Genomic DNA, 23389 nt, shown 5'->3' with positions numbered 1-23389 from the left:
CGGCTGATGCCGGTGCCACGGGCCCGTCCGTTGACGGAGACAATCGGCACCGTCAGGGTCGGTGCATGGATTCCACCCCCGCGTGGCTCGGTCACGCAGCAGCCTGGTCGAGGCTGCTGGAGACGTACCGTCCTCGGTCCACTGACGACCAGCAGGGTCCGCCGTCCCTGGGATGCCTGATCGAGGCGGCCAGCCGCAACGCCACGCTCGGCGCGATGTACCCCTGGGTGTCAATGGAGCAGCTGAGCGTGTCCACGGAGAACAGATGGGAGGAGTGGGGACATGCCCCGATTCCGGCGATGTTCGCCCGCCCCGACGGGTACGAGGTCGTGGGTCACGACAGACGGGGAGACGTCGTCCGGCTGGTGGCGCCCGATCCGGCAGAGGCCGCCGTGTTCGCAGCGGGCCTGGTGCGCACCGATGGCGCTGTGAGGCCGGAGAAGCCGCACGCATGGTCGTCCGAGGTGGCGCGAGTCCTGCGGGAGGCGGGCTGGCATCCCGGACGGGCTGTCGATACGACGGGCTGGAAACAGCAATTGGAGCAGGACGGCTTCCGCTCTCATGCCGCTGCCAAGGATTTCCTGCGCGAGTTCGGCGGACTGGTCGTCGGGGACGGTGGTGCCGGCATCACGCGTGCCCGGGAACCCTTCGAACTGGACCCACTCCTGGCACTGGGCGAGGCCGACCGCTTCGGTGAGTGGGGCGAGGAGATCGGCCACCACCTCTTCCCGGTCGGCGAACTCGACCGCGGTCACGCGTTCCTCGGTCTGGACGAGGCCGGTGAACTTTACGTCGTCGCCAACTGGCTGGCCCGCTTCGGCCGTATGCCCGAAGCCATGGAGAACCTCGTACTCGGCGTCATGCCCGTGCGCATGCCGGAACCCGAGTAGGCCGGGGGACAGGAGAACGTCCTGAGCCGCCTGCACAACGCTCGTGGTCGTCCGCTCAGGACACCGCGGTATCCCCGAACATGGTGAGGAGCGCCCGGGCGCGGTCCCGGAAGGCTTCATCCTGGCGGATGATGCGGTCCTCGACTCCTGAGCGGATCACCCGGGCGTCGCCGTCGGCGAGAGCTGCGAGCCGGCGCAGGTGGTCGTCGTTCAGGGCGGCGCTTCCGAGGGCTTCCAGGGCGTCGCAGGCCCCCACCGGATCAGCGTCCCGCTCGGCGGACGCCAGGGCTGCCGAGGCGAGCGCGGCGTGGTCCAGAGCCGCAGGGTCCGCCACGGCTACGAGGGCCAGAACCACGGCCGGTGCCTGCACCAGATCGTCGAGGGCCGCCTCCAACCTGGCGGTGAGCGGACGACCGGCAGGGCCGAGGAGCGCGGTCGCCCGGGCGGCCCGCGCCACCGACCAGCGGGTCCACTGGCTCTGCGCGGCGCGGTCGAAGACCGACGCAAGGACAGCGACGACAGGTTCCGGGTCCCCCGTGACACGCCACAGGGCTTCGGCGAGGGCCGTGTCCGTGTCCAGCGCGGGCGTGGTGTCCTTGTCCGGGTCACTGAGCGCCCCACGCAGGAGTGGCGCCAGAGCCGCTCCTCGGGAACCGAGTACGGCAGCGGTCCTGGCGGCATCGCGCAGGTCCCAGCCACCACGGCCGAGTTCCTGTTCGAGGCACCGCAGCAGCGACGCGGGATCGTCCGTGAGGTCGTACAGGGCCTTCGCCGCCGGGAGGACGTCCCGTTGGGCTGCCGCACGAAGCGCGGCGACGGCCATGTCGCGATCCGACGGAGCGCAGTCGGCCGCGACGGAGACAAGGGCACGTGAAGCTTGGCCGGGAAGGTGCGGAACCGCTGCACACAGCTCGGGCAGCGCAGCCGCCGCCTCGGCGCCCCACCCGGCCAACAGGCCGGTCAGCTGCCATGGTTCGTTGCCGCTGAGTGCCACGGGCCGGGAGAGGCGGGAGCGAACGGCATCGAGGAGTTCCCTGTCGAACGGGAAGGCCGCGCTTTCCGCGTCCCACAGTCCGGTCGCCGCGTCGAGGGCACGCGGGCGGCGCCCGAGGCCGGCGGCGAGGAGCGGGGCAGCCTGCTCGGGTGCGACGAGCACGAGCGCGGCCAGCGCACGGTCGGCGTGATCGTCCTCCCGGTCCAGGTTCCGTCCCGCGAGAGGGGCGAGCACGTCCGCAGCGAGTTCGGCAGCGTTGGCCAGCCGCCCCAAGAGAGACGCCATGTCCACCACTGCCTTGTCGTCGACAACCGCCGCACGCAGGCTCTCCACCAACTGCTGCGGGGCACTGCGCGAGAGCATGCAGGCGCGGTCGGCCGCCCAGGCGCCTTCGGCCCGGACCTCGGCCCGGCTGTCGCGCAGGGCCGCGTCGACCAGGGCGAACGCCGCCTCCCGCTCCGGCCCACGATCCCGGCCCAGGAGGGCCTCGACGACGGCGGCCAGCGGCTCGCCGCGTTCGAGGTCGAAGTCGGAACGCAAGGAGCCGGCAGGCAGGAGCGACAGCATCGTCGCGTGCAGGGAATCAGTCCACGAAGCATCCGCATCGAGGCAGGCGAAGAGGGCGGCCAGCCGCACGACAGCAGGCTGGGACGGGTCCAGGACGGAAACCGCCTCAGCCGCTCCACGCTGCGGGTCGAGCCGAGCGATCCCGGCCAGGACCTCGGCCCGGACGGCGGGTTCGGTCTCCTCCGCCCAGCGGGTCCCCAGCGCGGGCAGGACGGTTCTGCCGGCGCGGGTGTGCGAAACCGACCAGGCGGCGGTCCGGCGTACGTCCGGCTCGGCATCGGCCAGCAACGGCAGAAGCAGCTCCAGCTGCGCGGCCACGGCCGCCCGAACACCACCCGGTGCCACGCCGTACTCGTCCTCGCTCTCGGCCATGCCACCGAGCAACCCGAGGACGTCAGCCGTACGGTGGCCGGCCGCCGCGATCCTGGCGAGGAACGGCACCGCTTCCGCGCTGGCCGCGTAGACCGTCCCCTGGTGCAGCACGCTCCCGTACAGCTCCGACAATGCTTCGGCCGCCGCAGCGGCGTCCGTACCTGTCAGGGCCCGAAGCAGGTCAGGAACGTCCTCCGCGCTGCCGTACGCGTGGGAGGAGGAGGCCCAGGGCAAAGCGTCCAGGCCATCGAGCGGGTGTGCGAGATCCATGCGAGGCATGGTGCCAGCCGCCTCTGACAGAGCCTCCCCGCAGCCAGCTGCAAGGTCAACGGGCACCCTTCCAGCTGGTTGAAGTGCATCGGCCGCGTCACACGACGGCACATCGCACAGAACAGTCTTCAAGGCGCGGCTCCGTCGGCACCACGCGATAAGCATCGCGTCGAGAAGTCACCTTGCCCGAGCACCTTTCGCCGAAGAGGCTGCGGCACGGGTAAGACCGATGCCCGAAGGCAGCCGCGGACCGGGCAGTGCCTGGGGGCCTTCGATGCGTTGCTGGAGTTCGGCGATCTGCCCGGTGATGCAGCGGGCATAGGTGGAGAGCAGGACGGGGACGCTGTTGCCGGCCCAGTCGGCGACCTGGGCGGGCGGGATGCCGTTGTTGAGCCAGGTCGTGAGACAGGTGTGCCGGAGGTCGTACACGCGCTTCCCGACAGGCGACTTGAACTCGTGTTCGGGCAGGACGGCCTTGCGGGCCTTGGCCCAGATCCGTCGGTAGACGGAGCCGGCCAGGAGACCACCCTTCTCTCCGGGGAAGAGCAGGTCGCCGGGCTTGAGCTGCTCGCGTGCAGTCAGGTCCCGGAGGCTCGCGACCAAGTCGGGGTGGACGGGGACGGTGCGGGTGTCTCCGGATGCGCGGCCCTTGAGGTTACGGGTCTCGTGGACCTCGCCGTCGTCGGTCCACTGGCTGCCGACCTCGGGCTCGGCCGTGTGGACACGGAGCTCGCCCCAGCCGGTCACGGGCAGGACGGCGTCCTCGACCCGCAGGGCGACCGCTTCCTCGGGGCGGAGGCCGGCGTAGTACAGGGTCGCGAAGAACACGGTGAGCCGGTGGCCGGTGCGAGGGCGGGCGGCGATCCAAGCGAGCAGGGCGGCCACCTGATGGGGGTTGAGGAGGGATCGCTTGTCGACGGCGCCGGAGGTCTTCGGGGCGGTGTTGTCCTCCTTCCCCTTGGGCATGGGGTTGGCTCGGAGGACGTTCTGGCGGACTGCGTGGCGCAGGGCCACGTTGAGGATGCGGCGGTAGCGCTTGGCGGAGCTGGCGGCGGCCGGCGTGCCGTCGAGGACGGTGTCGAGGGCATGGAGGACGGCGTCGACGTGTTTGGTGTCCTCCCAGGCGCTCATCGGGAGCGAGTTGCGCCGGATCCAGGCCAGGATCGCCCGGTACTCGGACGGGGCTTCCTCGCGACGGTTCTTGTTGAAGGCGTACTCGCGCAGCGCCTTGCGGACGTCGACCCCCTCGTACCGGACGGGTTCGGCCCGGAGGAGTGCGAGCGTGGCCTTGGTCAGGGCCTTGGCGGTGCTGATGCGGTTGTTCGCCGAGATACGGGACCACTTCATGTCGACGTACTGGAGGGCGAAGTCGTACCAGGTGATCTCGGTGGACGGGGCAGCGTGAGAGGCCGGGCGGCCTGTGTCCCGGTCGAAGGGCTCGCCGTTGTTGGTGGCGACGAGCAGGGTGGCGCGGAAGGATTCGGCGAGCGCGCTCTTCTTGAACGTCTCGCCGTGCCGCCGGCCGTCGACCGACCAGCGAACGGTGTAGGTGGTGCCGCGCTTCCCCTCGTAGACCTCCGTCTTGTAGAAGCGGACCCTGTAGGACCGGTTGGTCACGCGGCGGCCTCGCAGTCGGAGAGCCAGTTCTCCAGGTCGCTGCGGCGAACGCGCAGGCTGCCGTTCGGGAGTTTCACGCACTGGGGCGCGCGTCCCTTCTGGCGCCATTCGTAGAAGGTCGACCGAGAAATCCGGAGCTCTTCGCAGAGCTCGTCGACGGTGAGTTTTTCTTCGGAACGGCGGGTGGCGGATATCGGGGGTCGACGCAAGGTTTCTCTTTTCGGGAATGGACATAGCTCTGGCAGGGACCGGCACGACGGGCGTTCCGGGACCCACAATCATCCGCAGAATTCCCGGTTAGGCTAACCGGCGATCGTCGGCTATGTTGCGCCCGCGCCGACCGGCTCCGGGTGCGTGCGAAGGCCGGCGAGGAGGGCCTGCGGGGCGACCCCGAGGGCCGTGGCGATGGCGACGAGGTCGTCGATGTCGCAGCGCCTGACCGTGCGTTCGATGCGGGAGAGCGCGGTGAACGTCATGGGCCGGCCGAGGGCGGTGACTCGGGCGGCGAGCTGGCGCTGGGAGTAGCCGCAGGTGGTGCGGGTGCGTTCGATGGCGTGGGCGGCGGCTTGTCCGGCGGGTCCGATTCCGAGGGGGCGTGGCGGCATGGGTGGTGTTGTAGCTTGCGCGCCGGCCCTTTCGGAAGGGCATTCCTGTCTGCCGTGAGCGATGCGGATCACACGGCGATTTCCGGCGATGGTTTCGTCAACCGGGATTTCTGGCCTACGGTCACCGGGCCACGGGCGAGACGACTTGTGAAGGGTTCCAGAACCAAGTCTGGACTTTCACGCACCGGGTGTGGCTGTGTTGTCCACGCACCCCGGCGCCGCCGGATTCCCTGCCCCCTTCCCGATTTCGAATGGTGGTCGATCGACATCGCCCGTATCCGCACCATCAAGCCCGAGGCGTTCGCGTCGGAGTCCCTCGCGTCCGTGTCGCTGTCCGCCGAGCGGACCTTCTTCGGGCTGCTCACCCAGGCCGACGACCAGGGCCGCCTCCGCGATCAGGCCGCCGTCATCGCCGGCCTGCTGTGGTCGCTGCGCCGCGAGCACGGGCCGGTGGAGGTCGAAGACGACCTCACACAGCTCGACGGAGCCAGGCTGATCTGCCGCTACGAGGGTGACGACGGCAAGCGGTACCTGCACATCGTGACCTTCGCCAAGCACCAGAAGATCAACCGCCCCAGCGGCGTCCGCAATCCCCCGTGCCCGCACCACGACCTCGGCGTTCCGCGTGAGCCCTCACCGCAGGTGCCCGGAGCGGTCACGGAGCCCTCCCTGACTCGGCCGGGAGGACTCACGGAGATATCCGTGAACGACGAATCCGCAGGTCAGGATGGACCCCATGAGCCGTCATCGCAGACGCGGGGAGGGCTCACGGAGCCCGCAGTGAGCCCTCACGGTCCGGATCTAGGACCTAGGAACAGGGATCTAGGAACTACCCCGTTGGGGGGCGCGAGCGCCCCCGCACCGCAGACGGTCTCGGCCAAGGACCTCATCGGCGAGTACGCCGCCGCGTGCACGCACCGACCGCCCCGGGACGTCCTCGGCCAGCTCGGCGGGCAGGTGCGCAAGCTCCTCGACGAGGGCATCGACCCCGTCCACGTACGGGCGGGCCTCGCCCGCCACCGGGCCAAGGGCCTGCACCCGAGCACCCTGCCCAGCCTCGTCCACGAGGCCATGAACGCCCCCACGCCCGCGCCCGCCTCCACCCACCGGCCGTGGACCAACCCCGCTGACGTCAACGCCGCCTACGGGGGTGACCTGTGACCGCCACCCTCACCCGGGACCCGCACCAGGTCGGCCGGATCACCGACCGCCTCAGCTCCATCCTCACCCAGCGGGGTATCGGCCCCGACGCCACCACGCACGAGCCGTCGCCGGAGCCCGTCACCGCACTGGAGCTGGCCGACGCCCGCATCCCCGCCCGCTACCGGCACGCCCTGACCGACCACCCCCACGTCACCGCCTGGGTGGACGAGATCGCCCGCGCCGGCCGCCCCGGACCGGCAGGCGTACCGGGCATCTCGGAGGGCGCCTCCCTGCTGATCGCCGGCCCCACCGGCACCGGCAAGACCCACCAGGCGTACGGCGCCATCCGCGCCCTCCTCGCCGCCGGGGTCCGCCTGCGCTGGGAGGCCGTCACCGCCGCCGACCTGTACGCTCGCCTGCGTCCACGCTTCGGCTTCGACAGCGAGCGCGAGCTGCAAGCCCTGGCCAAGTGCCCGCTGCTGCTCCTGGACGACCTCGGAGCGGCCAAGACCAGCGAGTGGACCGAGGAGCTCACCTACCGGCTGATCAACCACCGGTACGAGCACCTGCGCCCCACCCTGATCACCACCAACCTCCCCACCGCCGACCTACGCACCGCTCTCGGAGACCGCGTCGCCTCCCGCCTCGCCGAGATGACCGAGCGCGTCATCCTCGACGGCCCCGACCGCAGACGCCGCCCCGCGGCCTGACCTCCCTCCCGGGGCTCCGGAACACCGCGTTAGTCCCCGGCCTGCGGGGATCCCGACAGGTCCAGCGGGGACCGTACGCGGGACCGAACCCGCCGGAAGCGGGGACCGTCCCCCGCCCTGGGGACCGTCCCCCTGACGACCCGTCGGTCCCCGCCGAATACCGGGGACCGGTCCCCGACGCTCGTGGGGACCGATCCCCAGCCAGAGGTCGCGGCAAAAGCGGGACCGGGGACCGCAAGGATCTGCGCCAGGGGACCGATGAGGCCGGAAGGAACGGGGCGCAACCCGCCGCCACAGGCACGAAACCGCTGCTCAGGGCACCGCGAGGACGGTCCCCGCGTCCGTCCCCTGCGGCGTGCAGAGGCGGTCCCTGGGGAGTTCGCACGCCGGGACCGTCCTGCTCGGTCCCCGATCGGTCCCCAACAGAGCGAGGTACCGCCGAGGCAGGAGCATCGGTCCTGGGGCCGAGTAAGGGGGGACCGTCCCCGCTACGAGGCGGTCCCCGATGCGGGACCGACCACCGGGCACCGAAGCCTCGTGGGGACCGGTCCCCAGGGGACCGGGGACCGCGGTGGGGACCAGGGACCAAGGGCTCAGGAACGGGGACCGAGCACGGCGTCCTGCGCAGCCGACGACGGACCCCGCGGATCTCCGACTCAGCTGCGCTTCGCCACCGCGTGCATGCCCTCACCGATCATCCACACAACGACGAGAGAAACGGAGACCAGACATGCACAACCCGCACCACGAACTTCCCTCCACGCGGCAGGAGGTGACGACCCCTGCCCCGGGCGGAGCAAGGTATGGCGTTGGACCGTCCAAGGGCCGGTCCAACGCGGAAGCCTCCGCCCCGGGGGTGGCGGAGGCAGGTCCCCGGCGCGAGGGCGCACCGGGGGCAGGGGGTGTGCGTGCGGCGGACGAGGCCGCGCTGCGCCGAGTCGCCCGCCGCCGTGCCCGCCAGGAAGTGCAGCGTCGGGAGCGTGTGGACGTGCGCTACAGCGTCGAAGAGAAGCAGGCGATCCTCGCCGAGGCCCGCCGCCTCAGCCTGGCCGGGGCGCATCTCGTTGGGGCCATCGTCATGGCCCACCTGAACGGCGACCTCGCCCTGCCCGAGCAGCGCACCGCCATCGACGACCTGATCGACGAGTACGCGGCCCTGCGCAAGCAGGTCGCCAGGATCGGCCGGAACGTGAACCAGATCGCCAAGCGCCTCAACTCCGGTGACGAGGCGCACCCGGTGGACGCCGCCGTGCTCGCCGAGGCCGGCCGTCTCCTGACCCTGGTCCAGGAGACGGTCTCGGCGGTCGATGCCGCCGCCCATGTGGCCGCCACGAACCGTTGGGCGGCCTGATTGATCGCGAACATCGTCAAGCCCGGCCACAAAACACGGGGCGTCCTCAACTACCTCTACGGGCCCGGCCGCGCCAACGAACACACCGACCCCCACCTCGTCGCCGCGTGGGACGACTTCGTGCCCGACCCTGGCTGCAACCCTGCCGCCACACTCGCCCAGCTCGCCGACGTCCTCGACCTACGGGTCAAGCAGGCCGGCCCGAAGGCGCCGAAGAACCACGTCTGGCACTGCTCAATCCGCGCCGCCCCCGAAGACCGCCACCTGACCGACGACGAGTGGGCCACCATCGCCCGCCGAGCCCTCAACGCAACCGGCATCGCACCGGCCGGCGACCCCGACGCCTGCCGCTGGGTCGCCGTCCGCCACGCCAACGACCACATCCACATCGTCGCCACCAAGGTCCGAGGAGACCTCCGTCCACCACGGAACTGGAACGACTTCCTGCGCGCCGACAAGGAACTCGTCGCCATCGAGAAGGAGTACGGGCTCCGCCAGGTCCCGCGCGGCGACCGCACCGCCGCGAAACGCCCCACGCGGGCCGAGCAGGAGAAGGCCCGCCGTACGGGGAACGTCCGGATCCCCCGCGAGCACCTTCGCACTATCGTCCGCACCGCCGTCTCGGCGGCCACGTCCACCGAGGAGTTCTTCCGGCTCGTCGAGGGGGCCGGAGCCCTCGTCGACGTCCAGTACTTCCCGTCCGGGGACGTCCGCGGCTACAAGGTCGCCCTCGGCGACGACATCAACGGCCGAGGCGAGCCGGTCTGGTTCTCCGGCTCCACCCTCGCCGCCGACCTCTCCTACCCCAAGATCGCCGAACGCCTCGCGGCCACGGAGGCGTCGCCTGCCAACCAGACCGAAACGCCGGCCTGGCGACGGCTCTCCATCGCCATCGACCGGACCCCCGACCACCTCACCCACGGCGAGGATGAGGCCGGACAGGCCCACATCGCCGTCCTCGCCGAAGCACTCGATGCACTTCCCCTGGTCGCGCCCGTCGGCCTCCAGTCCCAGCTGCTCCAGGCAGCCACAGCGTTCGAGCGCGCCGGCCGCTCCCGCGTCCGCGCTCATCACCAGCAGGCCCAGGCCACGCGACGGGCGGTGAAGGCCGTCCTGCGCGTGCCCCCACCCAGGGACGGAGCCCTCCTCGCGACCGTCCTCGACGCCCTCCTGCTGGCGGTCATCGCCACCCAGCACTGGCACCGCACCCGCAACCACACCCAGCAGGCCGAAGCCGCCCGACAAGCAGCCGAGCACCTGCGTGTCGCCTACCGGGCCGCAGCCGCCGAGCCACTGGCCGTGATCCATCACCGGGGCCGGCGCCTCGCCCGGCCGCTCCTGGAGCGGCAGGCCGCCGTGGTGCGCCAAGCGCTGCCCGACCTGGCCGAGCAGATCCTCGCCGAACCCGCCTGGCCCACCCTCGCCGCCACCCTCAACGAGGCCACCACCGTCGGCCACGACCCCGTCGCGCTCCTCGCCCAAGCCGCCCGCCACCGAGAACTCGACACCGCCGCCAACCTCACCGAAGTCCTCACCTGGCGCCTGAAGCGCCTTCCAGATCTGGCAGTCGAGAAGCCTCCGCACGACAGGACAGCAGGCAGAGTTCAGCCTGGTCCTGCCTCACCCGCGCCAAGGCCGACGCGGCCAGACTCCCTTCCCAGGAGCCGTTGACACGGTCCCTGCCCCGAGCGGCGCATCCGCACGTTCACTGAGTGAACGGCCGGGGCGTTCACCTGGTGAACAGGTCGCGGTTCGTTCTCAGGGATACCGTTCCGCGTCGGAACAGCGACCTCGCTCCGGCGCGGAACGCGCCCCTTATTCCGCCTCGGAGCACCGGCACACCGCTGTTCAGTTGCTGAGCGGCGGTGGCGTTCAGTCAAGGCCCCGCAGTTGAGGGGGAAGGCGCACGTCAAGTGGGTTGTACGATCCGCGTCCTGGTGCCACACGTCGGCGCTGTGAACTGGGCATCCTTGCGAGTCCACGTTCCATGTCATCTTGATCGTTCCAGGTTTCGTGTCATTCCCCTGGGGCGGTGCCTTGAGCGGGGTGCTTCTACTTCCGTGCGGGCCGCCAGTTCCTCGCGGAGCTCCTTCAGCGCTTCTTGCAGTCGATCGCGTTCGTTCTCGATCTCGTGCAGCCGGACGACGTCGTTACGGGCCACGGCTACGGGCGCACCGTGGACGGCCAACACCGTAGCCAAGGCGCAACGCCGCCTCAGCGCCCCGGCTACACTCCGACTTCATGACGACGATCTACAAGACCCAGGAGTGGAAAGGCCACGGGAAGCAGAACTACTACTGGAACGAGTACAGGCTCGAAGGCGACACCGTCGTCAAGTACAAGTGCCACCGGCAGAAGTTCTTCGACGGCGATGAGAACACCTGGCAGGAGGACGAATCGTTCCAGGAGTCCTGGGGACTTGACGAGCCGAGCATGCCCGACTGGCTGAGGCGGTATCTCTGATCGCGCCCCTACCCCTGTAGCCCTGGAACGCACCGAAAGTCACTCGGGCGAGCAACCCACCTGACCCGCAGGTTCGCAATCCACGTCGAGTTCGAGAATCATCCGCGTCGGCGTCTCCACCGCCGGCGCTTCCCACACCGCCGCTGCCCGAGTCGTTGACGTACGCCATCACCGCCTAACTTCGGGGGCTTGGGCGTTCAGTAACTGAACGGCCGTCCCGTTCAGTTACTGAACAAGGCGGTCACTCCACGTTCCACGGCACGCTCCCCAGTACTGGCCGTACGGAGGCGGGGCCCGTTTCTTCAGGGAACACCGAACGCGTTCCCTGAAGGAACGGCCACCGTGTTCCCCGAGGGAACAGCGCTCGCGTTCCGATTCGGAACACCCGCGCCGTTCCGTTTCGGAACAACGAACCTGTTCCGATTCGGAACACGCCCACCACGATGCTGAGAGGGTAGGCCGGATCGCGATCAGTCGATCTTGCCCTCCAGCAGCTCCAACGCCTCCTCCCACCGGAAGCGGTCCGCTCCCCCGCCCGCCTTCGGCCGGTGCGGCTCGTACGCCCCGACCAGCACTCCCATCTCCCGCAGCTGGTCCAGGCTCCGGCCGTACGCCGGATGCGCGGCCATGGCCGCGTTCACGTACGGCAGGACGACCGTCGGAATACCCATCCCGTACGCCTCGCAGAGGATGCCCAGCGCGAGGGTGTCAGCGATGCCAGCAGCCCACTTGTTGATCGTGTTGAAGGTGGCCGGCGCGACGGCGATGGCGTCGGCAGACGGGAGGGGGCGCGGGTCGCCGGAGCTGCGCCATGCCGAGCGGATCGGGTAGCCGGTCTGGGCCTCGATCGCCTCGGTGTCGAGGAAGCCGAGGCCCTGTGGCGTGGCTATGACGCCGACGCCCCAGCCCTGCTCCTGCGCGGCGGTAATCAGCTTGTGGGCGTCGCCCGCGATGCCGGCGGCGCAGACGACGACGTACAGGAACGGCTGTGCGGTCACGCGGGGACTCCCAGTCGGCGGCTGAAGTGGTGGAGTTCGGGCAGCGTACGTCTCCGATCGCGGGCGGCCATGTCGGCGACCAGGTCGCGGACGGCGGGACGGCGTACGTCCTGGGCGGCGCAGGTCTCGGCGATGCGGAGAGCCTGGTAGCCCTCGGCGAGGCGGCTCTGCTGGTTGTAGGCGCGGGCGGCCTCGACCCACAGCGCCGCCCGGCGTTCGGGGACGGGAATGTGGCGGCGCATGAGGGGCGCGGCGGTGTTCAGGGCGATGCCGGCGTCACCGAAGGCCACGGAGGCGCTCACTGCGTGGAGGGCGACGTTCGTGGGGCTGAAGTTGGCCCAGGCATCGGGGCGATCGAGTGCGACGTAGCGGGCGATGTCCCGGGCCTCGTCGAGGAATTCGCGGGTAGCGGCACGGTCGCCGGCCGTGCTGGCGGCAGTCACGCCTCGCAGGAGAAGGAGTCCTACTGCCGCGAGGTAGCGCGGGGAGCGCTGGTCGTATGAGCCTGCAAGCTGGCCCGCGGTGTGCCGGACCAGGGTGACGGCCTGGGCGGTGTGCTTCTCGCGGGTCAGGACGTGGGCGTGGACGCGGACGCTGGAGGCGAGAACGACGGGGTCGCCACAGCGTTCCGCTTCGGCCATGGCGCGGCCCACGGCGAGCCAAGCGTTGCCGTGGTCTCCCTGCTTGAGCAGCAGGCTTGTGGAGGTCTGGTAGGCGGTAGCAAGAAGCCCGGCCATCGCCGCGTCACCGTGGTGATCGCCGCCCGCAGCTTCGCTCAGGTCGACGATGAGGCTGGGAAGAGTAGCCTCCAACGCTGCGTAGTCGCAGGTGTAGAAGAGGCGCCGGGCCAAGGCGATCCGTGATTTCAGGGACTCCCTATCCATGCCGTCCACCCGCGCAGAAGCCGTGCGTGGGCCGGGGAGGAGAGCGCGGACGAGGTCGTCGTGGGCAGGCGTGGCAGGTGCGGTGGGGGCCGCGAGAGACGCGATGCTCGCGGCGAGAAAGGTGCGGCGGCGCATGTCTTCTGTCTCGGGATCGTCGGTCGGTTCTGCGGACGGGCCGGGGTCGCTCAGGCCGAGGAGATGGTGAGGGATGCCGAGTTCGGCGGCGACGGCACGTAAGACCCGAGTGTCTTCCGTGCCCCGTCCGTTCTCCAGGCGGCTGACCTTCGACTGGTGGTAGCCCAGGGCGGTGGCAACATCCGTCTGCGAGCGGCCGGTGCGCTGACGGGCGTGCTTGATCGTCTCGCCGATCTTCTCGGCCTCGGTCTTCACGTCTGCCATCCATGCCCTTCCGTCCACGCCGAGCATGCCCCTGCGAACGAGCGTAGGCGAGCGGTACAGGGGCGTCATGCAGCTTCTGCATAGAAGATGCAGTACGGGCACGGAGCGTCGCGAACAGAGCGTCCAGCGCGGTTCCTTGGGGTGGTCGATCCGACTCCTGGAGGCTGCTCGTGGAAGCGCACCAGCTCACCTTCTCTCTCCCGCCGACGCCGGTCGCCGTGCCCACGGCACGACGCCAGATGCGGGACGCCATAGCCGCCTGGCCGGCGGTGACAGCGACGTCGGAAGCCGTCCACACGGCCGAGCTGGTCGTCAGCGAGCTCGTCACGAATGCGGTCCGTTACGCCGGTCATCAGCCGATCAGCGTCGTAGCCCGGCTCTCCGGCGCGGTTCTGCGGGTGGAGGTCAGTGACGCGAGCCGCACTCTGCCGAAACCGGCGCTGCCGGACGACGACAGCGAGGGCGGTCGTGGGCTCTTCCTGGTCGGCGTGCTCGCGGACCGCTTCGGCGCGGCGCCGACGGCGTCCGGTAAGTGCAGCTGGGCCGAGATCGACATGGCTGCCCCGCCTCCGGCCGGGGCCGCTGCCGCCTTGCCCCTTCCTACGCAGAGGAGTTGTACGTGAGTACCCGCGTCCCCGCCGTCACGTCTCAGGTCATCGCGATCCGGCCCGGCCGGCCCCTCGCCGGTGCCGTGACGGTCGACGGTTCGAAGAACGCCGCGCTCCCGCTCGTCGCGGCTGCGGCCGCCCTCCTTCGCCCCGTCCGTCTCGACGACGTGCCCGCCAGCTCCGACGTCCAGACGCTGCTCGACCTGCTGGGGCAGGCGGGCTGGAACATCGCCCACCCGGTCGGTGACAGCCACACCGTCCTCGTCCTCCCCGGCGAGGCGACCGCGACGCCCGACAACCTGGGCGAGGCCGCGTCCAGCATCCGCGCCTCGTACTACCTCGTCCCCTCCCTGATCGCCCTGCGCGGCCGGGCCCGACTTCCTTGGCCGGGCGGATGCCAGATCGGCGACCGTGGCATGGAGCAGCACTTCAAGGTGTACGAAGCCTTCGGCGACCGCGTCCGCGTGGATGACGGCGGGTACGTGGTCGAAGCCGGCAAGGCGGTCCGTGGCACGGTGTCGCTGGTCCTGCCGTTCCGTTCGCGCGGGGCGACGATCGCCGCAGTGCTGCGCGCCATGGTGGCGGGTGCGCCGCTTCGGCTCGGGCAGCCGAACCTTTCCCCGGAGGTCCTCGGCGTCCTGAACGCACTGATGACAGTGGGGTACGAGTGTCGTGCCGGTGAGCGCGTCCTTACGGTCGCCCCGCCGGCCTCCGTTTCGGAGGACCTGCCCGTGTGGAAGGTCCCAGGAGACAAGATCGAGGCCGGCACTCTGGCCTGTGCCGTGGCCGCAACGGGCGGCACCGCGCGGATCGAGGGTGTCCACCGACCCGATGTCGCGCCGCTGGTAGCCGCCCTGCACCGCATGGGCATCCCCACGTCCGACGAACCGGAGACCCTGGTCGTTCACGGTCGGGACACCCAGCCGACCGGCCGACCTCTGCGGGCGATGGCCACCCTGGCCCCCAACGGCCTCGACGCCGACTTCGAACCGCCGCTCCTCGGCCTCGCCCTGGGCTTCCCCGGCACGCACCTGTTCTCGGACCCGATCAACCCCGGGCGCCACAGCAACCTCATCCCCCAGCTCGTCCGCATGGGCGGGGAGATCACCGAACTGTCCTCGACTGAATGTCGGTTCACCGGCCCCCAGAGGCTGACGGGTGCCGGAGTGGAGGCGACCGACATCCGCACGGGTTCTGCGCTGATGGTCGCCGGCCTCACTGCCCGTGGCGTCACCACGCTCGGCGGGGTGGACCAGATCCGCCGCGGCCACGCCGACCTGCCCGGCAAGCTCCTCGCCCTCGGCGCCGACATCTGCGAGGTCACCCCATGACCGCGGCCAGACACCTCCAGCGGATCATCGCCACCACCGACTTCCACTCGGCCTTCGACGACGCCGTACCGATGCTCGCGCACCTGCACGCCATGAGGCACGACAGCTTCGTCGTCGACTGTGGGGACTTCTTCGAGGGCACGGGCTACTACCGGCTCGGTCAGGGCCGCATCGAGCGGGACGTCCTGGTCCGTCTCTACGACGCCGTCGCCCCGGGCAACCACGGCTGGGGCCACCACTTCGAGCCCGACCTCTTCGACATCACCGTGTGCGCGAACGCCGTCGACGACGGAACCGGCGAGCTGCTCTTCCACCCGGTCCGTCTGGTGCGCGTCGGCGCCCGACGTGTCGCCGTCACGGGCATCATTGGCCCGCAGGCGTTCAACGCCATCCCGGCCGGCCAGCGCGCCGACCACCGTGTCATCGAGCCGGTCCAGGCACTGCGCGAGCTGATGCTGACCCATCACCACCAGGCCGACTCCTGGGTGGTGCTCAGCCACTCCGGGTTCGAAGAGGATCTCAAACTGGCTGCTGCCTGCCCGTTCCTGGACGTCGTCTTCGCCGGGCACTGCCACAGCGAGCGGCCGGAACCGGTGCCCGTCGGAGACACACTCGTCCTCAAGGGGCGTGAACTCGCGGCCGGGTACGCGCTGGCCGAGCCCGTGGGGGCTGGCTGGACCGCCCAGGTGGACTCCTTCCCCCCTACCGCCGTCCTTCCCCGAGAACTCGCCCCCGTACAGGAAGCCATCGACGCCATCCACGAGGAACTGCGCACGCCGCTTGGTCCGCTCCGGGCCCCGTACGCGAACGGCCTGCTCGACCGTCACGCCCTGCTCACCGACGTCGCCGACCGCCTCCACAACGGTCTGGGCGCCGACGCCGTCCTGCTGAACGAGACCGCACTTCGGTCTCCCTGGCTGGGGACCGCACTCACGCAGGGCAACCTCCTGGCCATCGAGCCCTTCGACAACCAGCTCGTCCACGCCCACGTGCCGGAGCGCTTCCTCACAGACCCGGCGGCCCTCCTCGCCCACCTCACCGCGCAGACGGGCCCGGTCGTGTCCGCGCCCCGTCCCCTGCCCGACCGCCTGCCGACCGTACTGACCACCGGCTATCTCGCCGACGCGTACCTCGGAGGCCGTACCCGGCAGGCCGGCATCCGTCTCAGCCAGGCCGTGCAGCGCACGCTCACCGATGGAGAATCCCGATGATCCTCACCGGCCCCGAGATCACCCAGGCCACGGCCGACGGCCGCATCCGTATCTCCCCGTTCGAGCCGACGCAGGTGAACCCGAACAGCTACAACGTCCGTCTCGGCGGGACCCTGCTCACGTACACCGGACACGCCCTGGACGCCCACCGGCCGAACGCCACCGAGTCGATCGAGATCGGTCCGGACGGCTTCGAGCTTCAGCCCGGCCAGCTCTACCTCGGCCACACGATCGAGGAGGTCGGTTCGGACACCTTCGTACCCCTGCTCTTCGGACGTTCCTCAATCGGCCGCCTCGGCCTGTTCGTGGAGATCACCGCTCCCATCGGGGACATCGGCTTCCACGGCCAGTGGACGCTCATGCTCTCCCCGATCCGACCGCTCCGCGTGTACCCGGGTATGCGGATCGGCCAGATCATGTTCTTCGTGTCGGTCGGCCCGGTAGCCCTCTACGCGGGCAAGTACCAGTCGTCCGCCGGCCCCCAGCCCTCCGCGTACTGGCGCGACCTCGCCGCCCTCGGGGCGGTGGCCTCGTGATCCTCACCGGCCCCGCCATCGCCGCCGCCAGGGCCGCCGGCGAGATCACCATCGAACCGTACGAGCCGCGGAGGATCTCCCCCAACGCCTACGACTGGCGTCTCGGCGACACCCTGCGCTTCCACGACGGCTCCCTGGACGCCGCGAGGCCGACCGACTTCCAGGAAGTGCCGATCCCCGAGTCCGGGTACGTGCTGCGGCCGGAGGTCCTCTACCTGGGGACGACGTACGAGCGGACCGGCTCGGAGGCGTACGCGCAGTTCCTCAACGGTGACCGGACGATCGGGGCGCTCGGCATCTGGGTCCACGTCTCCGCTCCCCTCGGGCACCAGGGCCACGCCATTCGTTGGACCCTGGAGATCCGGGCGAGCCGACCGGTCCGGGTCTACCCGCACATGACCTTCGGGAAGCTCGTCTTCCTCCAGGCCCTCGGCGCCACGGCCAGCTACCAGAACCACGGCCTCAAGTACCGGGCCAGCCAGGGCATCGAAACGTCCCGCCTCTACGAGGAGAACCCGGGAGGCCCCGCGTGAACCCCACCGTCGTCACGGCCCTCGACCTGCCGTTCCCGAGCCCCGGCGGAAGCGTCGAGCTCTTCCTCGACCTGTACACCGGCCGCGTTCCCCTCCTGCCCGCCCGCGCCTTCATGCTCGCGCCCGAGCACAGGGGGCTGCGGCCGCCCATGCCGGCGGGTCTGGAGCTGGTGCAGGCGCCGGGAAAGTGCCTGACCGGGTACGCCTTCCGCCGCTACGTCGCCACCCTCCAGCGGGCCCTGGTCGAGGCGGTAGATCCGGATGACGCCGGAGTCCTGCATCTGCAGCACCTGGCCTTCGGCGCCACGCCGGCCCTGCTCAGAGCCTTCCCGAAACTCCCTCGGATCGCCCTGGTCCACGGGACCGACCTCCTCTTCGCCGAAACGCACCCCGAACAGTTGGCCACCCTGCGCGAGGCAGCCTGGGCCGCCGACGCGATCGTGGTGCCGACCGGCGCAATGGCGGACCGGCTGCTCCTCCTCGCCCCCGACACCCGACGCCGCAAGATCGAGAAGATCCCCTGGGGCATCCCCGACCACCTCATCGCCACCCCTCCCCCACGGAGCCGGAACCAGCCCTCCAGCCACCTGCGGATCCTGTACGCCGGCCGCCTCACCCCCGAGAAGGGCTTCGACACCCTCCTCTCAGCCCTCCCGCTCACTCAGTCCGCCGAGCTGTCCATCGCCGCACCCCGAGCCGAATTCCATGCCCTTCGCCCCCGCCTTCACGAGCGCGGGGTACACGTCCACTACCTCGGCTGGCTACGCCGGCCACAGCTCTGGAGGACCTTCGCCGACCACGACGTCCTGGTGATGCCCTCCACGACGCTGGAGGCCATGGGCCTCGTCGCGCTCGAAGCCCAGGCATGCGGCCTCCCTGTCCTCCACCAACCCGTCCCCGGCCTCACCGAGGCACTGGGAGGCACCAGCCTCGCCACCGACTTCGCCGACCCGCACGCCGTCGCCCGCGAACTCGACCGCCTCCGCACCAGCCCCGGCCTCCTGCCAGCGCTCCGCGCGGCCGGCGCCACCAACGCAGCCCGGTTCCCTCTGAGCGCCACCGCCAAAGCCCTCGCCGAGCTCGGCAGGCGACTCGCCTGATCACCCGTGGCGCACCCCCACCATGACCGGCCGTCTCACTACGATCGGAACACCATGACGCTCGACATCCCGCGCATTGAGCAGCTCCTCCAGGACGGTGTCCGCGACCGGGTCTACCCGGGAGCCGTCTGGGCCGTCGGCAACGCCTCCGGCACGACGGCGAGCGGGGCGGTCGGCCTCCTCGACCCGACCCGACCCGACGAGCCGATGCGACTCGACACCGTCTTCGACATCGCCAGCCTCACCAAGATCGTCGCTGTGTGGGCTGTCATCGGCACCCTCGTCGAGGAGGGCAAGCTCCAGCTCCACACCCCACTTGGCGCCTTCTGGCCCGAGGTCACCAGCCACCCGCTCGCCCAGGTCACCACCCACGAGCTCCTGACCCACACGGCCGGGCTGCCTCTACGCGCCAACCTCAAGAACCTGTACGGCACCGACCCCCAGGACATCCGCGACGGCGTCCTCCACGAGACCCTCCATCGCGCCCCCAGTGAGGCCGTCGAGTACACCGACCGAGCCGCACTCATCCTCGGCTACCTTGCCGAGTACCTCGCCGACCAACCCCTCAACGTCCTGGCCGCAAGCCGAATCTGGGGCCTCCTCGGCATGGGCGAGACCTACTTCGGCCCCATCCCGGCCGCCACGGTCGCGCGCTGCGCCCCCACCGAACTCGACGAGACGACTGGCACCCATCTCAAGGGCACCGCACACGACTTCTCCGCCCGCCTCCTCGGCGGCACGTGCGGCATCGCCGGCACCTTCTCCACCCTCGCCGACCTCAGCCGCTTCCTCCAGCACATGCTCGCCCCGACGCAAATCTCCTTCGGCCAGTCCTGGGTCGCCGACTCCCTCCGCATCCACACCGGCGAACTCACCCCCGCCCGCGGCCTCTTCTGGCACCCTGCCCCGGACACCGAACTCCGTGACGACATCTGGGTCCACTACGGCTTCACCGGCACCGGCATGTGGGTCAGCCCCAAACAGCAACGCTGGGCGGTTCTCCTCACCAACAAGCTCTACTTCACCCGCGACCGCGAGCCACTGACGGCTGTGCGCGATGCCTTGCGCAGGCTGGCCTTCCTCAGGACAGCCTGAATCGTCCGCAACCCTCCGGGGCACGAGCCCAGCGGCGACAGACGATAAGGCGGCTGGGTCGTGTCCCAGCAGTCATGGGGCCAAAGCCGGAGGCGGCCCAAGCGCAACGGGTTAGGGAAGAGCAGCCACTACAGCTCAGCATTGGTGGAGCCCACAAGAGCAGTATTTGGCCACATTGCGGCAGACACGTCGAGCGGCCCTGCATCTCGCTCCGTCGAGTACGTCTACCGATCTGATCGATCTACTCCACTGCCGAGATCCACAATCGCGAGAGACAGACTCTTCCGACCCCTCAAAGATCGACTTGGAGCGTTATTCTGCGGTCGGATCGCCGCGCACAGCTGTGGCCCTGAACCGGGGCCGCCTGAAGCGTGGTCAAGGGGGGAGCAGAACCATGACAGGCAGCGCCGTGGCCGCCGCCTCACAACAGGAGGAGCCCTCCGCCGCAGTCGCCGTCGTCGACTTCAGCAATCTCTGCCCCGCGCCTCGCTCGGATGCGGACATGTACGACGGCCTGCACGCTATAGACCGCGTAGTCCGAGAAGCCATCAAGCAGCACTGGCCGCGCATCTCCGAGCTGCATCTGCGCCTGTATGGGGGCTGGCTGTTCCGCAACGGACAGATGACCCGGCAATGGGAGTGGGCGCTGCTGCACCTTGCCGACTTCCGCACCCGGCGGGATGGCCTGCGCGTCGAACCAGAGATCGCTCATTCCTCGGTTTGGCACCCGAGCACCCGTATCGTAGGTACCTTCCGGAACGCCCGCGAGAGCGATTCCGGTCGGGCCGCGCAGAAGATGGTCGATGGTCTGATCGTCGCCGATTCGCTGCGCTACAGCCTGGAGGGTAAGCCGACAGTCCTCGTCAGCGACGACGACGACGTCCTCCCGGGCCTGTTGGCCGCCGCCGCGCGCCCCACCCGCAGGATGATCTGGTTGCGCAAGCGCGCACTCGGCCAGTCCTGCAACGACCAGTGGCTCACGAGCCATTCGAACATCGAGATCTGTCACGCACCAGGATGGCCGACATGGTAAGCGCCGATGTTACCGCCGCGTTCGCCGAGGAGATGCAGGCAGACCTGCTGACCTTCGTGGACCCCGGAACGGAACCCGAAATCACGGTTCGGAACGGCGGGCTCCTCGTCCGCTGGTCGCACGACTTCGATGATCGCGAGGCAACGGTCACCTGGGACCGCGCTCGCGAGCAGTGGATCGTCGAGCTTGACGACAAGCGCGTCGACTACGCGTCCTTCGTCGCCGGGCCAGAGCTGGCCGACTTGCGAGCCCTGGCCAAAAACATCGTTCAGGTTCTCGGCCGCCGCCGAATCGACCGCTATGTCCCAGGCCGCGCCCGCCTCTCCGGCGGTGCCGACGAGGACGCCGCAACGCTAGTGGAGCGTGCCTCCGTACCCGAGGACGAAGCGACGAAGATTGTATTCGTCACGGGCGATGCGGGGGCCGGTAAGTCGCGGATGTTGTCCGAGCTCACCTACGAGGCCGCGGTCCGCTACCTACGGGGCGAGAGTGACTACCTCTACCTCAACGTGAGTGCGCAAGGTCGCGGACTGGCTCGGCTCAATGAAGCTCTGGCCACTGAACTCCAGGACCTGCGAGCCAGGATGACGTACCACTCGGTGGCTCGACTGGTGCGACACGGTCGGCTGCGGCTCATCGTCGACGGCTTCGACGAGCTGATCGGAGGGCAGGGCAGCTACGAGGAGGCGTTCGGCTCTCTAGCGGGCTTCATAGAGGAGCTGGACGGACGCGGTTCAGTGATCGCCGCCGCCCGCAGCGTCTACTACGAGCAGGAGTTCCTCGCCAGGACCAACAGCAGCTCTGAGCTCGGCTCCCTCCTTTGGTCGCTCGTCCCAGTGGAGATGCGACTTTGGGGTGCGGTCGAAGTCGATGCCTACCTCCAGCATTTCTCACAGGCCGTCCGCAACCGGGTGCGTTCCTTGCGTGACAGCCCCGATGCAGAAGGAAAACTGCTGAACAAGCCGCTGTTCCTGGCACGGACCTGCGAACTGATGGAGGCAGAGAACCAGTCCATCGAGACCGGCCGGCCCCTGCTCGCACAGCTCGTGGACGCCTATGTCCAGCGGGAAGTCAGCAGCAAACTGGTCGGTCAGCACGGCCAATACCTAAGCGGTGAGCAGTACATAGAGCTGCTCACCGAGATCGCCATCGAGATGTGGCGCCAGAAGACTCGCGAGCTCAACCGCGCCACCCTTCATGATCTGGTGTCAGTCTTCGCGCAGGTCCACGAACTGCCCACAGAGGCGCAGCAGAACCTCATTGACGCCGCTCCCAGCCGCGCCATGCTCATGCTGGGCACGAAGCCCGGCACGGTCGCCTTCGAGCACGACCTGTTTTTCGGCTTCTTCCTGGCCAAACCGATCGAGGAAGCCCTGGCTCGAGGCAGCCAGGACACCGCCTCCATCCTGCGCCGCGCCAATCTCCCCGTGGAGGCGGCCCGCGCGGCGGTCGAAGGCTTCGCCGAGTCCGGTACCAGCGGCCAGGAGATCCTCTCTGTACTCGCTCTGGCCGTCGACCCGAACGACTCCTTCGCGGAGGTGGTGGGTCGCAACGCCGGCACCCTCGCAGCGGAGGTCCTACGGCTGCGCGGTGCGGCCGAAGCCAACCTGATGGTGCAGAACGTTACGTTCGCGGATGCCGACACCTCGGGCCTCGCGGTGCGCGGTGCTTCCCTGGTAAATATCCGATTTGAGCGCTCTGACCTGCGCAACACCCGATTCGAGTCGTGTATCGCGCAGGGCGTCACGTGGCACTTGGTGGTTGTCGATCCGGAGACCACCCGGCTGGGCTTCACTGGCGTCTCCCCAGCGGACTTCGTCGGACTGAGAGTCGTCGGCAGCCACGGCGTCGAGCAGGACTTCGTTGCTTCGTCGATCTTGAGGCGGCTCCAAGACTGCGGCCTCGGGTCCGATATCGACGAGGTGAGGACGCGCAATGTCGCCGACGACGTGGTTGCGGTGATCGAAAAGATCGCCCGGCACTACTCACGCTCCAACATGCTCTGCATCGACGATGGCGCCGTTGGCGCTGTTGCCGACACCCCCGTCTGGCATCGAGTGATCACTGCGGCGGAGGAGTCCGGCGTGATGCGCCGGGAGCCACGGGTGACTTCTGGTCGCCCCAAGACGTTCTACAGGCGGATGGTGCTGCCCGAGACACTACTCGCCGGGCTCGTCGAGGACGCCCAAGTTCCACACGCCGTCGCCGACTTCTGGTCCCGCCTGACGACGGCCGCCCGCTAACCTGGCGAATGGGCAACGTAGCGTGCTCGATGTCGCAGCGACCTCCCGAAAACGCCGGAAGTGTCAGGGGGCGACCACCCATCGAGCACGTTCGTGCAGGTCAGAGCCGCCCCTCTCCCCCACCCACCAGGTGCCTTCTAAGCACTTGGCCGCAGGTTCGAGTCCTGCCGGGGGCGCACGACGAAAGACCCTCCCTTGGGAGGGTCTTTTTGCTGGTCAGGGGCGGTTTCCGGGAAGCGGCGCGGAGCCGGACACACCTCCCGGCGGGCAGGGGATGCGTCGGGAGGCTTCTGCCGCGTCGAGCACGTGGTCTCGCACGCCCACGCCCGACCGCATCCGGTCATAGGTGTTCCTCATCGCGGACTCGCTGAGCGAGGCGGAGGCCCGTGCGGAGGCGTTCTGCCGTCGCGGCCCGGAGACCCAGGCGTCCCTTGCG

General features: G+C 69.6%; 21 protein-coding genes. 15 read left to right on the top strand and 6 right to left on the bottom strand.

Going from position 1 to position 23389, the window contains the following annotated elements; translation table 11 throughout:
• Positions 1-65 precede the first annotated feature (65 nt).
• Positions 66-890, top strand: a complete 825-nt coding sequence (locus tag ACZ7HT_RS14540) for an SUKH-3 domain-containing protein (RefSeq protein WP_471164673.1) — start codon at positions 66-68, stop codon at positions 888-890.
• 55 nt (positions 891-945) lie between these two features.
• Here the strand turns inward: ACZ7HT_RS14540 and ACZ7HT_RS14535 are convergent, their stop codons facing one another.
• The 4 genes from ACZ7HT_RS14535 to ACZ7HT_RS14520 form a co-directional block, all read right to left on the bottom strand.
• Positions 946-3093 carry a hypothetical protein gene (locus ACZ7HT_RS14535; protein WP_471164670.1) on the bottom strand — a complete coding sequence of 716 codons (2148 nt, stop codon included), beginning with the start codon at positions 3091-3093 and terminating at the stop codon, positions 946-948.
• Between the two features lie 177 nt (positions 3094-3270).
• Complete coding sequence (locus ACZ7HT_RS14530; protein ID WP_471164668.1) at positions 3271-4710, bottom strand: tyrosine-type recombinase/integrase; 1440 nt, start codon at positions 4708-4710, stop codon at positions 3271-3273.
• Positions 4707-4919 carry a helix-turn-helix transcriptional regulator gene (locus ACZ7HT_RS14525; RefSeq protein WP_471164666.1) on the bottom strand — a complete coding sequence of 71 codons (213 nt, stop codon included), beginning with the start codon at positions 4917-4919 and terminating at the stop codon, positions 4707-4709. The genes ACZ7HT_RS14530 and ACZ7HT_RS14525 overlap by 4 nt, the downstream gene beginning before the upstream one ends.
• Positions 4920-5030: 111 nt before the next feature.
• Positions 5031-5315 carry a helix-turn-helix domain-containing protein gene (locus ACZ7HT_RS14520; RefSeq protein ID WP_471164665.1) on the bottom strand — a complete coding sequence of 95 codons (285 nt, stop codon included), beginning with the start codon at positions 5313-5315 and terminating at the stop codon, positions 5031-5033.
• Between the two features lie 267 nt (positions 5316-5582).
• Here ACZ7HT_RS14520 and ACZ7HT_RS14515 point away from each other — a divergent pair, with 267 nt between their 5' ends.
• The 5 genes from ACZ7HT_RS14515 to ACZ7HT_RS14495 all read left to right on the top strand — a co-directional run bounded on the left by ACZ7HT_RS14515 (position 5583) and on the right by ACZ7HT_RS14495 (position 10982).
• Complete coding sequence (locus tag ACZ7HT_RS14515; RefSeq protein WP_471164860.1) at positions 5583-6476, top strand: hypothetical protein; 894 nt, start codon at positions 5583-5585, stop codon at positions 6474-6476.
• Complete coding sequence (locus ACZ7HT_RS14510) at positions 6473-7168, top strand: ATP-binding protein (protein WP_471164663.1); 696 nt, start codon at positions 6473-6475, stop codon at positions 7166-7168. The genes ACZ7HT_RS14515 and ACZ7HT_RS14510 overlap by 4 nt, the downstream gene beginning before the upstream one ends.
• Before the next feature lie 904 nt (positions 7169-8072).
• A complete protein-coding gene (gene mobC / locus ACZ7HT_RS14505) occupies positions 8073-8519 on the top strand; it encodes a plasmid mobilization relaxosome protein MobC (protein ID WP_471164661.1) in 447 nt (148 codons plus the stop codon).
• The gene (locus ACZ7HT_RS14500; protein WP_471164659.1) at positions 8520-10190 is read left to right on the top strand and encodes a relaxase/mobilization nuclease domain-containing protein; all 1671 of its coding nucleotides are present in this window, start codon (positions 8520-8522) and stop codon (positions 10188-10190) included. It begins immediately after the preceding gene.
• Between the two features lie 570 nt (positions 10191-10760).
• Positions 10761-10982 (top strand): hypothetical protein, encoded by a 222-nt coding sequence (locus ACZ7HT_RS14495; protein ID WP_200692523.1) that lies wholly within the window; start codon positions 10761-10763, stop codon positions 10980-10982.
• A gap of 470 nt (positions 10983-11452) precedes the next feature.
• On the opposite strand, the gene ACZ7HT_RS14490 is transcribed toward ACZ7HT_RS14495, so the two are convergent.
• Both ACZ7HT_RS14490 and ACZ7HT_RS14485 read right to left on the bottom strand, forming a co-directional pair.
• Positions 11453-11980 carry a flavoprotein gene (locus ACZ7HT_RS14490; protein ID WP_471164656.1) on the bottom strand — a complete coding sequence of 176 codons (528 nt, stop codon included), beginning with the start codon at positions 11978-11980 and terminating at the stop codon, positions 11453-11455.
• Positions 11977-13263 carry a helix-turn-helix domain-containing protein gene (locus tag ACZ7HT_RS14485; protein WP_471164653.1) on the bottom strand — a complete coding sequence of 429 codons (1287 nt, stop codon included), beginning with the start codon at positions 13261-13263 and terminating at the stop codon, positions 11977-11979. Before ACZ7HT_RS14485 ends, ACZ7HT_RS14490 begins: the two co-directional genes overlap by 4 nt.
• 170 nt (positions 13264-13433) lie before the next feature.
• On the opposite strand from ACZ7HT_RS14485, the gene ACZ7HT_RS14480 reads away from it, so the two are divergent.
• From ACZ7HT_RS14480 to ACZ7HT_RS14440, 9 genes are all read left to right on the top strand, one after another.
• Positions 13434-13886, top strand: coding sequence for an ATP-binding protein (locus ACZ7HT_RS14480; protein WP_471164651.1), 453 nt, complete (start codon positions 13434-13436; stop codon positions 13884-13886).
• Complete coding sequence (locus tag ACZ7HT_RS14475) at positions 13883-15202, top strand: UDP-N-acetylglucosamine 1-carboxyvinyltransferase (protein WP_471164648.1); 1320 nt, start codon at positions 13883-13885, stop codon at positions 15200-15202. Before ACZ7HT_RS14480 ends, ACZ7HT_RS14475 begins: the two co-directional genes overlap by 4 nt.
• Positions 15199-16413: a bifunctional UDP-sugar hydrolase/5'-nucleotidase gene (locus ACZ7HT_RS14470; RefSeq protein WP_471164646.1), complete on the top strand. Its 1215-nt coding sequence runs from the start codon at positions 15199-15201 to the stop codon at positions 16411-16413. Before ACZ7HT_RS14475 ends, ACZ7HT_RS14470 begins: the two co-directional genes overlap by 4 nt.
• The gene (dcd, locus tag ACZ7HT_RS14465) at positions 16410-16949 is read left to right on the top strand and encodes a dCTP deaminase (RefSeq protein WP_389645508.1); all 540 of its coding nucleotides are present in this window, start codon (positions 16410-16412) and stop codon (positions 16947-16949) included. The genes ACZ7HT_RS14470 and dcd overlap by 4 nt, the downstream gene beginning before the upstream one ends.
• Complete coding sequence (locus ACZ7HT_RS14460; RefSeq protein WP_392047663.1) at positions 16946-17482, top strand: dCTP deaminase; 537 nt, start codon at positions 16946-16948, stop codon at positions 17480-17482. The genes dcd and ACZ7HT_RS14460 overlap by 4 nt, the downstream gene beginning before the upstream one ends.
• Positions 17479-18582, top strand: a complete 1104-nt coding sequence (locus tag ACZ7HT_RS14455; protein ID WP_471164641.1) for a glycosyltransferase family 4 protein — start codon at positions 17479-17481, stop codon at positions 18580-18582. Before ACZ7HT_RS14460 ends, ACZ7HT_RS14455 begins: the two co-directional genes overlap by 4 nt.
• Positions 18583-18636: 54 nt before the next feature.
• Positions 18637-19677, top strand: coding sequence for a serine hydrolase domain-containing protein (locus ACZ7HT_RS14450; RefSeq protein ID WP_471164639.1), 1041 nt, complete (start codon positions 18637-18639; stop codon positions 19675-19677).
• A 394-nt stretch (positions 19678-20071) separates the two neighbouring features.
• On the top strand, positions 20072-20710 hold the full coding sequence (locus ACZ7HT_RS14445) for a hypothetical protein (RefSeq protein ID WP_471164636.1): 639 nt from the start codon (positions 20072-20074) through the stop codon (positions 20708-20710).
• On the top strand, positions 20695-22953 hold the full coding sequence (locus ACZ7HT_RS14440; protein ID WP_471164633.1) for an NACHT domain-containing protein: 2259 nt from the start codon (positions 20695-20697) through the stop codon (positions 22951-22953). The genes ACZ7HT_RS14445 and ACZ7HT_RS14440 overlap by 16 nt, the downstream gene beginning before the upstream one ends.
• Positions 22954-23389 lie beyond the last annotated feature (436 nt).

The organism is Streptomyces sp. NPDC037410, assembly GCF_055602235.1.
This window is presented reverse-complemented; position numbering and strand designations above follow the sequence as displayed.